Annotated in this window: 13 protein-coding genes; 6 read left to right on the top strand and 7 right to left on the bottom strand. The window is 65.8% G+C overall.

The features are described 5' to 3' along the window. Positions 1-12: 12 nt before the first annotated feature. Both ArtHe_RS05695 and ArtHe_RS05690 read right to left on the bottom strand, forming a co-directional pair. A complete protein-coding gene (locus tag ArtHe_RS05695) occupies positions 13-825 on the bottom strand; it encodes a lysophospholipid acyltransferase family protein (protein WP_248319135.1) in 813 nt (270 codons plus the stop codon). A gap of 86 nt (positions 826-911) precedes the next feature. After that, on the bottom strand, positions 912-1,757 hold the full coding sequence (locus tag ArtHe_RS05690; protein ID WP_248319134.1) for a methyltransferase domain-containing protein: 846 nt from the start codon (positions 1,755-1,757) through the stop codon (positions 912-914). A gap of 133 nt (positions 1,758-1,890) precedes the next feature. Between ArtHe_RS05690 and ArtHe_RS05685 the strand changes: the two genes are divergently transcribed. Further along, positions 1,891-2,850 (top strand): alpha/beta hydrolase, encoded by a 960-nt coding sequence (locus tag ArtHe_RS05685; RefSeq protein ID WP_248319133.1) that lies wholly within the window; start codon positions 1,891-1,893, stop codon positions 2,848-2,850. 3 nt (positions 2,851-2,853) lie between these two features. On the opposite strand, the gene ArtHe_RS05680 is transcribed toward ArtHe_RS05685, so the two are convergent. The 4 genes from ArtHe_RS05680 to ArtHe_RS05665 form a co-directional block, all read right to left on the bottom strand. Next, the gene (locus tag ArtHe_RS05680) at positions 2,854-3,612 is read right to left on the bottom strand and encodes a glycosyltransferase family 2 protein (protein WP_248319132.1); all 759 of its coding nucleotides are present in this window, start codon (positions 3,610-3,612) and stop codon (positions 2,854-2,856) included. Positions 3,613-3,781: 169 nt separating this feature from the next. Then, positions 3,782-4,402 carry a malonic semialdehyde reductase gene (locus tag ArtHe_RS05675; protein WP_248319131.1) on the bottom strand — a complete coding sequence of 207 codons (621 nt, stop codon included), beginning with the start codon at positions 4,400-4,402 and terminating at the stop codon, positions 3,782-3,784. A 114-nt stretch (positions 4,403-4,516) separates the two neighbouring features. Then, positions 4,517-5,536 (bottom strand): non-homologous end-joining DNA ligase, encoded by a 1,020-nt coding sequence (gene ligD, locus ArtHe_RS05670; RefSeq protein WP_248319130.1) that lies wholly within the window; start codon positions 5,534-5,536, stop codon positions 4,517-4,519. Positions 5,537-5,567: 31 nt separating this feature from the next. Next, positions 5,568-6,824 carry an MFS transporter gene (locus tag ArtHe_RS05665; protein WP_248319129.1) on the bottom strand — a complete coding sequence of 419 codons (1,257 nt, stop codon included), beginning with the start codon at positions 6,822-6,824 and terminating at the stop codon, positions 5,568-5,570. Between the two features lie 201 nt (positions 6,825-7,025). Here ArtHe_RS05665 and ArtHe_RS05660 point away from each other — a divergent pair, with 201 nt between their 5' ends. Next, positions 7,026-7,448, top strand: coding sequence for a VOC family protein (locus tag ArtHe_RS05660; RefSeq protein ID WP_066298088.1), 423 nt, complete (start codon positions 7,026-7,028; stop codon positions 7,446-7,448). 85 nt (positions 7,449-7,533) lie between these two features. Here ArtHe_RS05660 and ArtHe_RS05655 read toward each other — a convergent pair whose 3' ends face one another. Beyond that, positions 7,534-7,986: a hypothetical protein gene (locus ArtHe_RS05655; RefSeq protein WP_248319128.1), complete on the bottom strand. Its 453-nt coding sequence runs from the start codon at positions 7,984-7,986 to the stop codon at positions 7,534-7,536. Positions 7,987-8,108: 122 nt separating this feature from the next. Between ArtHe_RS05655 and ArtHe_RS05650 the strand changes: the two genes are divergently transcribed. From ArtHe_RS05650 to ArtHe_RS05635, 4 genes are all read left to right on the top strand, one after another. Beyond that, positions 8,109-8,729, top strand: coding sequence for an L-threonylcarbamoyladenylate synthase (locus tag ArtHe_RS05650; RefSeq protein WP_248319683.1), 621 nt, complete (start codon positions 8,109-8,111; stop codon positions 8,727-8,729). 154 nt (positions 8,730-8,883) lie between these two features. Beyond that, a complete protein-coding gene (locus ArtHe_RS05645; protein WP_248319127.1) occupies positions 8,884-11,196 on the top strand; it encodes an alkaline phosphatase in 2,313 nt (770 codons plus the stop codon). 106 nt (positions 11,197-11,302) lie between these two features. Next, positions 11,303-11,956 carry a hypothetical protein gene (locus ArtHe_RS05640; protein WP_248319126.1) on the top strand — a complete coding sequence of 218 codons (654 nt, stop codon included), beginning with the start codon at positions 11,303-11,305 and terminating at the stop codon, positions 11,954-11,956. Between the two features lie 299 nt (positions 11,957-12,255). Continuing rightward, positions 12,256-12,513, top strand: coding sequence for a metal-sensitive transcriptional regulator (locus ArtHe_RS05635; protein ID WP_066298099.1), 258 nt, complete (start codon positions 12,256-12,258; stop codon positions 12,511-12,513). Positions 12,514-12,522 lie beyond the last annotated feature (9 nt).

The raw sequence follows: 12,522 nt of genomic DNA, 5'->3' as shown, positions 1-12,522 counted from the left end.
CCGCGCGGTTCCCTAGCCGGTGATCTTGTATTTGGCCCGGTCTGCTTCATCCAGGGCCACCTGCTCCTCCGGCGTCATGGCAGAACCGCCGCGGCTGACGGGCATCCACCACGCCCCGGCAGGCGGCTGTTCCGGATAGGTATCGATGCACTCGTCGATGCCCGCCTGCAGAATCTCCTGCAGCCGGGTTGTTTCCTCCTGCACGGAAGCCGAGGGGTCAACGTTGACCGGCGCGCCGACGTGAATCCGCACCGGCGTTTTCCAGACCGCCTTCAGGCTGAGGCCGTGGCCGCGGGTCAGCATCCGGTGGCCACCCCAGACGGACACGGGAATGATCGGCACATCCGCCTCGGCAGCCATGCGCACGGCACCGGTCTTGAGCTGCCGGACGGCGAAACTCCGGCTGACGCCGGCCTCCGGGAGCACTGCCAGGTAATCGCCGCGGTGCAGTTTCTCCACCGATTCGGTATAGGCGGCAGCCCCGTTGGACCTGTCCACCACCACATGCTCACACCAGTCACACACTGCAGCCACGAATTTCTTGCGGGCGGCTTTTTTCGTGACGAGGAAGCGCATGTGGACGCGCAGCTGCTTCCAGAGCAGATACTCGGCGAAAACGAAGTCCAGGTAGCCGAAGTGCGTTACCGCGACCACGGCGCCCCTGCCCGGCGCCACCTCGCGGTTCAGCCCGCGGATCACTTCGTCTGAGGGAAGGTTCTCCAGACCGGAGGGGATGACTTTGATGCGGAACAGCTTCACCGCGGCGACGCCTGCCAGAACGATCGTGCGGTAAACGTATTTGTTCGGCCGGCGTTTCCGGGGCAAGGTTGCCTCCTGGTGTGGGGTTAGCAGGGCTTCGCGCCAATTCTATCCCTGCCCCGGGGGCTGCTTGAATCCGCTGGCTGCGGGGTTTAGGTACCGCCCCGCCCGGTGCCCCGCAGAAGCAGATATTCCCAGTCCATTTCGATACCGGCATCGGTTGTCCGGGCATGCCGTTCCGCCAGCCCGGAGAGTTCCCGATCGAGTGCGGCGGTCCGTTCCGCGTCCCCGCCCAGTCCGCGGTAGACGCCCATGGTGGGCCCGTAGTTGGCTTTGAAGAAATCCCGGAAATGGTCAGGTTCGGTAAACCGGTCCACGGTCACCGTGGCCCGCTGCGTTGCCACGCCGTCCACCAGGCCGTCGAGGAGTGCCCCGATGTAGTCCTCACTGCCCCACATCGGCGGGCTGGCGGCCCCGGGCGGAGGGGTGGGCTGGTAATCGCGCATGATCCCGAACATTTCCCCGATGAACCCCTCCGGAGTCCAATTCAGCAGCGCCACCGTACCTCCTGGCTTGCAGACCCGGGACAGCTCAGCCGCGGATTTCACGTGGTTGGGGGCAAACATCACCCCGACGCAGGAGATCACCGCGTCAAACACGCCGTCCTCGAAGGGCAGGTTTTCGGCGTCACCTTCAACCCATTCCAGGTCCATCCGGCCGCCGGAAGCATCCTTTCCGGCCTGCAGGAGTTCCGGTGTCAGGTCAACCGCCACAACGGAGGCTCCGGCCATCGCCGCAGGAATTGCAGCGTTGCCGGTCCCCGCTGCGACGTCCAGCACATAGTCACCAGGACCGATTCCGGCCTCCTCGACCAGCGCCGCGCCAAGGCCGGGTATCACTTCCCCGGCGACCGCTCCGTAGTTCCCCAGGGCCCAGAGTTTCCTGTGCCGATCTTTCAGCGCCCGGTCCGGATCCGGGGAAGCGTCTGGCGTCCTCATTGTTGCCTCCTGCGCCAACGGGCACCGGGCAACTGGGCGCCCGGATGCATGCAGACATTCTGATCTTCCCGATCTGTGGCTGTAAAGAGACCGGGGACGCTTCGCGCAGGCCCGGCGCTGGTTATCGTAAGGTATGCCCCCTCCGGATGGTGCCGGCCGGGATGTGCCGGAGAACGGCGTGCCCAGCGGGGCCGCTCCCCCACCAGCGGCCGTCCTCGACGCGCGGCTGCTGCAGATCGACTGGTCGGTCCCGCCGGAAGGGTCCGCCCGGCTGCAGCTTCCTGCTCCCAGCGGAATGCTGGCGGGCCTGTCGATGGGGGAACCGGGCAGCCCCGCCGTGGTCCTGGTACCGGGGGTCATGGGTTCCAAAGAGGATTTTTCGCTGGTGATGCCGCTGCTTGCTGCCCAGGGATACTACGTCGTGTCCTACGATCTTGCCGGCCAGTATGAATCTGCTGCGGCTGGACCGGAAAACCTCTCCCCGGCGCGCACGCGGTACGACTATGACCTCTTCGTGGAGGACCTGCTGGCGGTCCTGCAGACATTGGACGCTCCTGCACACGTGTTGGGCTATTCGTTTGCCGGCGTCGTCGCCCAGCTTGCCCTCCTCCGGCAGCCGGAGCTGTACCGCTCCCTCACCCTGATGAGCGCACCGCCGGAGCCCGGATTGTCTTTCCGGTCCGTCAGTGTGGTGGGAAGGTTCAGCCCGCTGGCCTCCGGGCGGGTCAGCGCCGGCTTGGTCGTCTGGGGCGTTCGACGGAACTTCGCGCGCGTTCCGGCGGAGCGGATGGTGTTTGTCCACCAGCGTTTTGCGCTCACCCGGCGCAAGTCAGTCCGGGACATCATGGGACTGATGCGGCATGTCCCTGATGTCCGGGCCCGGATTGCAGGGTCCACCCTGCCCAAGCTGGTGGCGGTCGGAGAGCGTGATGTGTGGCCGAACCGGATCCATGCGGCCTTCGCGTCCGCCATCGGCGCCCAGCTGACCGTATACCGCGGCGGCCACAGCCCGTGCGAAAACGCACCCCATCAGCTGGCCCGGGACCTGCTGGCGCTGTATGCGGGAGCGGGTGGACCCCCAGGCCAGGTGTAACGGCTAGACCCCCAGGCCCGGCGGACCGTTCCGGGCCTGCCAGCCGCGGCGGGCCCGCAGCCGCCGCCAAGGCAGTTCCTGCTGAAAGTCCGTGCGGTAGGTAGTCCAGGCCATGGAGAGCCGGCGGCCCACCGCACTCCAGTGTTCCAGCGGACGGGTGGAAACACCCACCCGGAGCGTACCGTCCCAGAGGACGGCCATATCGGGGGCGATCTGGTAGCTCAGGTCCAGATCGTCATGGATCCGTTCACTCGAGCGGTGCATCCGTTCCCGCAGGCGTTTCCACATCTGCGCACGGATAGCGAAGTTGGAGCCGAAGAGCGGCGGGTGGCCCAGCAGCCAGGACATGGACCAGCGGTAGCCGTCGATGTAGATGTTCTCCGCGAACCAGCGCGTGAGCCGGTTGCTGCCGTAGAAGTCGCCCGGCCCGGTCACCGCAGTGAGGGGACCCACTGCCTCCACCAGGCGTTCCAGGCGCTCAAGCCAATCTGCGGGCGGCCTGGAATCCGCGTCGAGGCGGGCAAGGATGTCTCCGCTGGCGGCGTCGAATCCACAGGCCGTGGCCGGTGATACGCCTGGCAGCAGCTCAACGACCCGGCGCACGCCGGCCGCCTCGCAGACTGCCGCGGTCCCGTCCGTGGAGGCGTTGTCCACCACAATCGTTTCATCGGGCGGCCGGGTCTGTCCGGCCAGCGCCGTGAGGCAGCCGGCCAGGAACGCGGCGTCGTTCCGTGCCGGAATCACTACAGAAATGGTCGCCATGTCCCCTGCCCTCGCCGGCCCCTGACATCGTCCCACCGGACGGGGATCAGGCGGAAGGACCTGCGGCGCGGCGGGGAGGTGTACCGGACAGAACCCTGAGACTGCTGGATGCACAGCAGGGCCGGCCCGAAACCGGGCCGGCCCTGCGTGCGTCGTGCTGTGGGTCCGCTTAGACGGTCGCTGTGACGGCGTCGTAGTCATAGCGCGGCAGGCGGTCGAACCACGGGTTCTCGCCCGGCTTGCCGATGTTGACTACCTGGAAGGTGCGCTGGGTGGTGCCGGCGTGGAACTCGGCGTCGATGCCCGCGGCGTCGAAGGCGCCCATGGGTCCGGCGGCCAGGCCGACCGAGCGCACGGCCATGATGAAGTAGGCAGCCTGCATGTGGGCGTTGTTGTTACCCATCACGGTGCGGAGTTCTTCGTTGCCGTCGAACATTGCCTTGCGCTCGGCAGCGTGCGGGAAGAAAGTGGGGAAACCTTCGTGCCAGTCGGTGTCGAAGCTCAGGACGGCGACCAGCGGAGCGCTGGCGGTCTTGTCCTTGTTGCCGTCTGCCATGTGCTTCACGAGGCGCTCGCGGGCCTCTGCCGAACGTACCCAGGTGATGCGCATCGGCTGGATGTTCATCGATGTGGGACCCATTTTGGTGAGGTCGTAAATCGCGCGCATCTGCTCGTCGGTGACGGGCTCGCTGCTGAACGTGTTCGCCGTACGCGCTTCCAGGAAGAGCGTGTCGAGGGCGGCGCTGTCGACGACGAACTCGTCCTGGGTCTGGGTGGTGCCATTGGTCATGGGAGAACAACTTTCTATCGGTTGAAGATTCCACCTTTACCAACACCGTGGCTCTTCATCCGCTTCCCAAAGCCGACTGTGACCCTGCACACACTGAGGTATTCCAGGGTTCTCCTACTCCATTTTTCGCCGGCTGGGCTGCACCCGGGGCGGTTCGCCGGGCATTTTCGGATAGTCCGGAGGGAAGGGCAGCTCACCCAGCCCGGAGTCCAGGTCCCGCTGCCACCACTCGAGCAGAGCACTGATTGACCCCGGATCTGCGCCGAAGTCCGCCCACGGATCGCCGCTTTCCGCCAGCCGGGCCGGAACGGTCTGGACCGTGAAGGCCCGGGGATCAACGGTTTCGATTTCGTCCCAGCTAATCGGTGTGGACACCGGGGCGTGCGGCAGGGCCCGCGGGCTGTAGGCTCCCGCCATCGTGCGGTCACGGTTGGCCTGGTTGAAATCAACGAAGACTTTCTTCCCGCGCTCTTCCTTCCACCACGACGTCGTCACCTCCTTCGGCATCCGGCGTTCCAGTTCCCGGGCGGCGGCGATGACGGCGTGCCGCACGTCCTGGAACTCGCGCACCGGCTCGATCGGAGCGAACACGTGCAGGCCACGGTTCCCGGAGGTCTTGATGTAGGCGGTGAGCCCGGCCTCTGCCAGCACGTCCCGCAGCGCCAGCGCCGCCGGCACGGCGTCGTCGAAACCGGTCCCCGGCTGCGGGTCCAGGTCGATGCGCAGCTGGTCGGGGTTGTCCGAATTCTCTGCCCGGGAGGGCCACGGGTGGAACACCACGGTGTTCATCTGCACGGCCCAGACGGCGGCGGCGGGTTCGTCGATGACCAGCTGCGGATGTGAGCGGGCACTGGGATAAACCACCATAACGTCCCGCACATAGTCAGGTGCGCCTTTGGGCGGATTCTTCGAGAAGAACTGCTCCCCGTCGATGCCGCCCGGAAACCGCTGCAGGGACAGCGGCCGGTCACCGTTCGCCGCAACAAAGGCCTGCCCCACGGCGCGGATGTATTCGGCCAGGTCCAGCTTGGTGAAGCCCAGTTCCGGCCAGAGCACCCGGTCCGGGCTGGAAATCCTGACCTCGCGGACGCCGTCAGGCCCCGGAACGGAAATGGTTGTCGCTTTAGCCGCCATGCAGGCAGGCTACCCCGGCGTCCCCCACCTGTCAGCGTATGGGCTGCCCGCTGTTCCCTCCGGTCCGCCGCCGGCCGTGGACGAAGTGGTACAGGATCATGGACGCGGCGACGAGGCACGCGAGGACGGTGTACATACCCGGCAAGCCGGTGACGGGGACAAGCAGGCCGAGCAGGAACGGGCCACATCCGATGCCGACGTCGAGCATCAGGAAAAAAGTCGACGTGGCGATTCCGATCCGGTGGTCCGGCGCCACGGTGACCGCGATGGCCTGCGCCGTGGGCATCAGCGCGCCGAAGCCCAGGCCAACGAAGCCGCCGGCCAGGGCCACGACGGCACCGTTGGGTGCCCAGGCCAGCAGCGCCATGCCGACGGTGAAGGAGGCCAGAATGGGGTAAACGACGGCGTTGTCCCCATAGGTGTCCTGCACCCGCCCCACGACAAACCGGGACAGGAGCACAACTGCGGCATAGATGAGGAAGAACGCGGAGGCTGCCGGCACCAGGTTCCGTTCCTGGGCATAGGAGTTCAGGAACGTCAGGATGCCGGAATACGCCACCCCGCCGACCAGCATCACCGAAGCGACCGCGGCCGCCTGCGGTTCGAGCACGTCGCGTGGCCGCATGCGCCACTTGGCGGCCCTCTCATAGGCCGTGACGGTCCGCTCCGGGAGCTTGAGCAGCAGCGCCACCAGCAGGGCAGCACCGGCGCAGGCAGCGCTGACGGCAAAGAGGACGTTGTACTCCGCGCGTTCCACGATGAGCAGGGCCAGGAAGGGGCCGGCGGCCGTGGCGAGGGTATTGGAAATACTGAAATAGCCGGTGCCCTCGGCCCGGCGGCGGACCGGAATCAGCGTCATGACCGAGGCGGAGATGGCCGTGCTGGCCATGCCGAATGCCGCTCCATGCAGGAACCGGATCAGGATCAGCACGCCCAGGCTGCCGGCGGGGATGTAAAGCACGGCCGCGGCGGTATAGCCCAGCAGGCCGATCAGGAGCATCCTCCGCCGGCCGATGAAATCCAGGAATTTTCCGGCGAAGATCCGCGCCGCCAGACCGCCAAGGACAAAGGAACCGGCAGCCAGGCCGGCCGCTGTGTCGGAGGCCTGGAAACGTCCGGCTGCGTAAAGGGCCATCGTGGTCATCAGGAGGTAGAACACCAGGGCAATGAAGAAGTTCACGGCAACCGCCAGGCTGAATGCCTGAGTCCACAGCGGGGTGCTGCCGTCCCTGTCTCCGTCTCCGCGGAAGGGGCCGGTCCTGGGCAATAGGTACTCCGAATCACTCATCTGGTGGTTAGGTTCCCTAACCCAACCTGTCCACGGTACGTCCGGCTGGTCCCCTTCCCGCCGTCCATTGCTTCCGGCGTCAGGATCCGTTCTGCGGAGTTTGGGTATCCCCTTCCGCTGGGCCCGGCCCACCCGGCATACTCTTTGCCAACCGGCTGCGATCCAGCATCCGTCCTGATCCGTGATCGAAGGGACTGCGCTATGTCCAGCACCATGAACCCCTACCTGAGCTTCCGGGACAACGCCGCTGAGGCCATGGCCTTTTACCAGAGCGTCTTCGGCGGAACGCTGGAAAGCACGTCCTTCGCGGAGATGAATGCCAGTGATGACCCGGCTGAGAGTGAAAAAGTGATGCACTCGCAGCTGACCACTGACAGTGGATTCGTCCTGATGGCCTCCGATACACCGAACAGTATGGAACTGGACCAGGGCAGCAGTTACTCCATCTCGCTCAGCGGCGACGACGGAGCTGAGCTGCGGGGTTACTGGGACCGGCTGCTCGACGGCGGGACGATGGTTCTGCCGCTGGAACAGGCCCCCTGGGGAGATATGTTCGGTATGCTCGCGGACCGGTTCGGCACCAGCTGGATGGTCAGCATCAGCGCACCTGGTTCCGCTGGCTGACTCCGGCGGCTAAGCCGGAGCCGCAGCCCTCTGCAGGGACCCGGGCCTGGTGCCAGCGGGTCCAGAGGGACGGGGGGCGGCACCATCAACCCCGGGAGGGCAGTCCTTTCTGCGGTGCCGGCCCCCGCAGGGCCAAGGCAACGACGGCGCCCCCGACCCCGGCAAAAACCGCTTCCAGCGGCTGGAACTCCACCACCGCGGTTTCCCAGATTTCAAGCGCCACGAGGGATGCCCCGGCAGCTACCGACACTGCCCTGGCTGCGCGGTGGCGGCGCAGCTGAAGAAGTCCGGCCAGCAGGTATCCGCCGCCGCAGCCTGTGGCCAAAAGCAGGCCGGGCACCCGCCAGTCCGCAAACGGGGTGCGCCGCAGCACAGCGGGATCCGCGTGCAGGAACGCACCGTCCGGCCGCAGGACCAGCAGCAGCCCGGAGCCCAGTGCCGCAGCTCCGGTGCCCAGTTCCAGGCCGATCAGCACTTTTTCCGCAGTTGAATAGCGCTCCTCCGCCCGCGTCCGGCCTGCCTGGCCCTGTGCCGGCATTCTTCTGCTCTCTGCATTCATACCCGGAAAGTATCAGGCCTGAAGGGGAAGCTGCACGGATCCATCGAGCCGCGGCCGGCAGGTTACACCGGTTGGCGGGAGTGTCCGCGTATGCTCGGGACATGGCCCGCTATTTCGATGTTCACCCGGATAATCCCCAGCCCAGAACGGTCAGCCAGATCACCGCCCTGCTCCGCGGCGGCGGCTTGATCGCCTACCCGACGGATTCCTGCTACGCCCTGGGCGCCCAGATCGGAAACCGGGAAGCCCTGGACCGGATCCGCAGCATCCGTAACCTCGATGCCAAGCACCATTTCACCCTCGTCTGCCGCGACTTTGCGCAGCTGGGACAGTTCGTCCAGCTGGATAACGACGTTTTCCGGGCCATCAAGGCCGTCACCCCGGGCAGCTACACGTTCATCCTGCCTGCCACCAAGGAGGTGCCCAAGCGCCTTCTGCACCCGAAGAAGAGGACTGTGGGGGTCCGGATTCCGGATTCCAAAGTGGTCCAGGCAATCCTGGCCGACCTTGGCGAACCGCTCCTCTCCAGCACCCTGCTCCTGCCGGGCCAGGAAGAGGCACTGACCGAGGGGTGGGAAATCCAGGACAGGCTGGAGCACGAGGTGGACGCCGTTGTTGATGCTGGACCCTGCGGTGCCGAGCCAACCACCGTTATTGATTACTCCTCCGGCACCGCTGAAGTGGTCCGGCGGGGCACCGGGGATCCGTCGCGTTTTGAGTAGCCGGGTCCCGCCGGCCCGGCCGTGGAATTATGCGCTGCCGGCCGGAGGGATGGCCGCCACGGGTTGACAGCCCAGACTGGCTTGTCGAGGCTGGACCCACTTGACCAGGGGGGAATGCGTTATCACTCGCGCACTCTGAGACGGGATTCCACAAATGAACAAGGGAACACTGGCAGTAACGACGGCGATACTGGGCGGGCTGGTCCTTTCGGGCTGCAGCGGAAGTATGTCCACAGCCGGAACACAGTCCGGAAACCAGCTGGGCGGGCCTTCCGGTGAAACGCAGCTGGAGGCTGCAGGGCACCGGAAGGACAAAGACAAACCGGTGCCTGCCACGGCCCGTAACGTCATCCTGATGGTCGGCGACGGCATGGGCACGGCACAGCGCAACGCCATCCGGCTCTCCCACGTTGGCCTCACCGGGGAACTGGTGATGGATTCCCTTCCGGAGCTGGGACTGGTCCACACCAACTCTGCGGATCCGGGGACCTTTGTCACCGACTCGGCAGCAGCCGCCACCACCATGTCCACCGGTGTGAAGACCTACAACGGGGCGATTGGTGTCGATCTGGACGGCCAGCCCGTACCAACCGCGCTTGAGATCGCAGCTGCCCTGGGAAAGTCCACCGGGCTGGTGACCACGGCGCAGGTGACAGACGCAACCCCGGCAGCCTTCGGAGCACATGTGGCCGACCGCGGGGAGCAGAGCGAGATTGCCCGCCAGTTCCTGGAGTCGAGCCGGCCGGACGTTATCCTGGGCGGCGGCGAGGACCATTGGTACCCGGCCGGAGACCCCGGCCGGCATCCGGATAACCCGCCGGAGGATCCGGCGGAGGAAAGTTCCGGAACCGTCAACCTCGTGGAGCAGGCCCAGGCTGACGGTTATGAGTATGTCTGGGACGAGGCAGGGCTGCTGCAGGCCCAGGGTCCGAAGGTGCTGGGCCTGTTCGCCAATGAGGAAATGTTCCAGTACGGCGACGACGTGGAGGAGATCTACGAACCGGCAGTTCCCTTGCCTGCCATGACCCGGAAGGCACTTGACCTGCTGACGTCCCCGGCAGCGGCAGAGTCCCGGCACGGCGGCCACGGAGGAGGAGGCGGCGGCAGTAACGGCGGCGGGCAGGATGCCGGTTTCTTCCTGATGGTCGAAGATGAAGGCATCGATTCGATGTCCCACGTTAACGACGCCGAGCTGACCATCAAGTCCGGCATCGCCTTCGAAGAATCAGTGGCGGTGGCCCGCGGCTTCGCTGAAGCGGACGGGAACACACTGCTGATCGTCGTCGGAGACCACCAGACCGGCGGGATGACGATCGAGTCCTTTGATGATGACGGCGATGAGTCAGGCGACGGTATCTCGGCCGAGGACGGACCGCTGCCGGTGGCCAATTCTGACCAGGTCTTCGCCGTTGACTGGACCACCGACGGACACACTGCCCTCGATGTGCCGCTGACGGCCATGGGACCGGGATCGGAGCAGCTGGGCGGGTTTTACGAGGATACGCACATCTTCGACGTGATGGTGGCACAGATGCGTGCCGGTGCTGAACGCTCCACCATAGACCTGCAGTCCCACCGCGGCGGCCGCGGGGAATACACGGAGGAGTCACTCACCGCATTCCGGCACTCGCTGGCGCTCGGCGTCAATACGCTGGAACTGGACACCCATCTGAGCCGCGACGGCGCCGTCGTTGTCTGGCATGACGACACTATCCAGCCGGAGAAATGCCGTGATACCGCACCGGCTGCGTCCGGGGACCCGGACTTCCCCTATGTCGGGGACCGGGTGGCGGACCTGACGCTGGCCCAGCTGAAGACCCTCGACTGCGGTTACCAGCAGCTGCCCGGCTATCCTGAGCAGCAGGTGGTTGAGGGCAACCGGATCGCGGAACTGAAGGACGTATTCGCCCTGGTCCGCGAGGTGCGTGCCCGCGGCGTGGGGTTCAATATCGAAACCAAGGTCGAGGACGGGCAGGCCGGTGGTCCGGGAATGGAGGCCCTGACCCGCGCGGTTATCCGGGAGATCCGCAACTCGGGAATGTCGGGCCGGGTGACCCTCCAGTCCTTCGACTGGTCCGCGTTGAATCTGGCCGGACGAATCGCACCGCGGCTGCCCCGGGTGGCGCTCGCCGCCGGACCGGAAACACTCGAAATCGGCCAGCCCGGCGCCGCTGCCGTCCTGGGTGGAATCGACATAGACGACTATGACGGATCCGTGGTGAAGGCCGCGGCCGCGCAGGGGTACGACGTGATCTCACCGGTGTACACCAGCGTGACCCGGCAGATGGTGGCTGAAGCGCACGAGCTGGGCTTGAAGATTGTGCCCTGGACGGTGAACCAGCCGGCCGTGATGAACTATCTGATCGATCTGGGAGTGGACGGAATCATCACCGACTATCCCACCCGGCTGCGGCTGGTGATGGAGGAGCGCGGCCTGAAACTGCCCCGGTCCTACGGGGGTTCCTGACCGGCGGGACCTGCCGGGAACGGCGGCGGCGCACTCTGCCAGGACGGGGTGCGCCGCCGGTTCATTAGACTGGTGGACGCCCCGCCCGCTCCACCGGAAGTTCCCAATGTCCCGAGGAAAGCACCACCCTCCCCGCCCCAAGCCCGCCAACAGCGAGGGTTTCCTGATCGCTGCGGACCTCAAAAAGGAACGCGGCTGGACCGAAACCCAGATCAAGGCCTTTCTGCCTGAACCGGATAAAACGGCCCGCAACCCGTTCTCCCGCAAGGCCGCACCCATGAAGCTGTACGCGCTGGAACGGGTGGAAACGGTGGAAGGAACAGACGAGTTCCGGCGTGCCCGCGAGGCGTCACGGAAGCGCCAGCTCGCGGCACGCGGCCGGGCCCTGGAGAAGAAGAAACAGGCGGTTGCCGTCGCCGAGGCCCTGGAGCTGCGCATCGCCCCGGAGTCCTGGGACGAGGTTCAGCGAAAAGCCATCGAGCACTACAACTCCCGGCTCCGCCGGAGCCAGTCCCCTGCCGGCCCGCGCACCACCCGTTCCCGGCTCGACCGTCTGACGGTCAACTATCTGCGGCACAAGCAGACCTCCTATGAGGAGGAGCTGAAGGAGTTCAAGGGGGTGGTCGGTGTCGGTGAGGCCTACCTCGTGGTCCGGAACCGCATTCTGGACCTGATCGCCCAGGCCTACCCGGCTCTCGGAGCCGAGTGCGAACGCCAGAAGTTCGAGGCTCCGGACCTTCCCGACGGCGTCGTGCTTTAGGGCCGGGCAAAGAGTCTGGCCAGCCAGCCGCCGCCCTTTGGTGCGGGGGCGTTCCGGTCGCAGCTGCAGCGGTCGGGCTTGGCGACGTTCCGCATCACCTCCTGGACATGGTTTCCGCACCCCGCCCAGGTGGTTTTTCCGCAGCTTCTGCATTGAACTGGCCGGCACATGATTGTTCTCCCTTTGGAAATGGAACCGGGTCTTCCCGGCATGTGAACCATCCTGACCGATACCCCCAGGGGTATGCAAATTACCCTGAGGGGTATAAGATGTTCATTCAAGATCACGGGAGATAAAACATGCAGCTCGACACGGACGACACAGCTCCGATCATCAACCGGCTCAAGCGTGCCCAGGGGCAGCTGGCTGCCGTGACCCGCATGCTGGAGGAAGGCCGGGACTGCAAGGACATCGTCACGCAGCTCTCCGCTGTCTCAAAGGCAATCGACCGGGCCGGGTTCGCCATCATCGCCTCCGGTCTTGAGCAGTGCCTCACCAGCGACGATCCGGCGCTGGACCGCAAGGAAATGGAAAAACTGTTTATGTCCCTGGCCTAGGCCGGCCTG

The sequence above is a fragment of the Arthrobacter sp. Helios genome, assembly GCF_023167125.1.
Lineage (GTDB): Bacteria > Actinomycetota > Actinomycetes > Actinomycetales > Micrococcaceae > Arthrobacter_B > Arthrobacter_B luteolus.
Note: the sequence above shows the minus strand (reverse complement) of the source record. Positions and strands in the feature narration are given on the sequence as shown.

Coding starts and splice junctions, on each gene's coding strand:
- ArtHe_RS05640 (WP_248319126.1), top strand. CDS start 11,303: ATGTCCCGAGGAAAGCACCACCCTCCCCGCCCCAAGCCCGCCAACAGC.
- ArtHe_RS05655 (WP_248319128.1), bottom strand. CDS start 7,986: ATGCCGGCACAGGGCCAGGCAGGCCGGACGCGGGCGGAGGAGCGCTAT.
- ArtHe_RS05660 (WP_066298088.1), top strand. CDS start 7,026: ATGTCCAGCACCATGAACCCCTACCTGAGCTTCCGGGACAACGCCGCT.
- ArtHe_RS05680 (WP_248319132.1), bottom strand. CDS start 3,612: ATGGCGACCATTTCTGTAGTGATTCCGGCACGGAACGACGCCGCGTTC.
- ArtHe_RS05675 (WP_248319131.1), bottom strand. CDS start 4,402: ATGACCAATGGCACCACCCAGACCCAGGACGAGTTCGTCGTCGACAGC.
- ligD (WP_248319130.1), bottom strand. CDS start 5,536: ATGGCGGCTAAAGCGACAACCATTTCCGTTCCGGGGCCTGACGGCGTC.
- ArtHe_RS05635 (WP_066298099.1), top strand. CDS start 12,256: ATGCAGCTCGACACGGACGACACAGCTCCGATCATCAACCGGCTCAAG.
- ArtHe_RS05690 (WP_248319134.1), bottom strand. CDS start 1,757: ATGAGGACGCCAGACGCTTCCCCGGATCCGGACCGGGCGCTGAAAGAT.
- ArtHe_RS05650 (WP_248319683.1), top strand. CDS start 8,109: ATGGCCCGCTATTTCGATGTTCACCCGGATAATCCCCAGCCCAGAACG.
- ArtHe_RS05645 (WP_248319127.1), top strand. CDS start 8,884: ATGAACAAGGGAACACTGGCAGTAACGACGGCGATACTGGGCGGGCTG.
- ArtHe_RS05685 (WP_248319133.1), top strand. CDS start 1,891: ATGCCCCCTCCGGATGGTGCCGGCCGGGATGTGCCGGAGAACGGCGTG.
- ArtHe_RS05665 (WP_248319129.1), bottom strand. CDS start 6,824: ATGAGTGATTCGGAGTACCTATTGCCCAGGACCGGCCCCTTCCGCGGA.